Here is a 974-nt window from a genome sequence, read left to right as displayed (position 1 = left end):
TTGTGTTGAACCGCAAAAATCCGGTCGCATCTATCAGTGGACATCCACCGGTTATACCCAATGGCCCATTGCCATTGAATTTGTTTTAAGACGGGGCATGATGAAGTGGCATGGCACCAAGCAAGGGTTAGATACCGGGGATCTTGACAACTTCAAAACCTATGAAGAATTTGATGCCGCCGTTAAGCAGCAAATTGAACATATCATTCGCTTGTCTGCCATCGGAACGGTGATTAGTCAGCGGGTGCACAGAGACCTGGCTCCCAAACCGCTACTGTCGCTGCTGGTGGAAGGTTGTATGGAAAAAGGCACCGATGTTGCAAACGGTGGCGCAATGATCAATTACGGTCCCGGACTGATTTTTTCCGGCCTGGGCACCTATGCCGATTCCATGGCAGCCATTAAAAAGTTGGTTTTTGATGATAGGAAATACACGCTCAAGCAAATCCGGGATGCCTTGGATGCCAATTTTGAGGGCTACGAAGCCATTCGGACCGATTGCCTAAATGCACCTAAATACGGTAACGATGATGATTACGCAGATTTAATTGCTTCAGACATTATCAGCTGGACCGAGCAAGCTCACCGTAAATACAAAATGCTATATTCGCACTTTACCCATGGCACCCTTTCCATCTCCAACAACACACCCATTGGGGAGATCACCGGGGCCACAGCCAATGGACGGCTGGCTTGGACACCGCTGTCAGACGGAATCAGCCCCACCCAGGGCGCCGATAAATTGGGACCAACAGCCATTATCAAATCCGTTAGCAAGTTGAGTAACGAATCGATGAACATCGGCATGGTCCACAACTTTAAGCTGCTGAAGGGCCTTTTGGAAACACCAGAAGGTGAAAATGGGCTGATTACTTTGCTTAGAACGGCATCTATTTTGGGCAATGGTCAGATGCAATTCAGCTATGTTGATAACGAAGTACTGAAAAAGGCCCAAATGGAACCGGACAAGTATC

General features: G+C 48.0%; 1 protein-coding gene. It reads left to right on the top strand.

All coding sequences use genetic code 11. The features are described from left to right. Positions 1–974 (top strand): pyruvate formate lyase family protein (locus tag V6C27_14745; GenBank protein ID MEG6617650.1); only part of this gene is annotated, 974 nt, incomplete at both ends.

The sequence above is a fragment of the Peptococcaceae bacterium 1198_IL3148 genome, assembly GCA_036763105.1.
GTDB lineage: Bacteria > Bacillota > Desulfotomaculia > Desulfotomaculales > Desulfohalotomaculaceae > JBAIYS01.
Note: the sequence above shows the minus strand (reverse complement) of the source record. Positions and strands in the feature narration are given on the sequence as shown.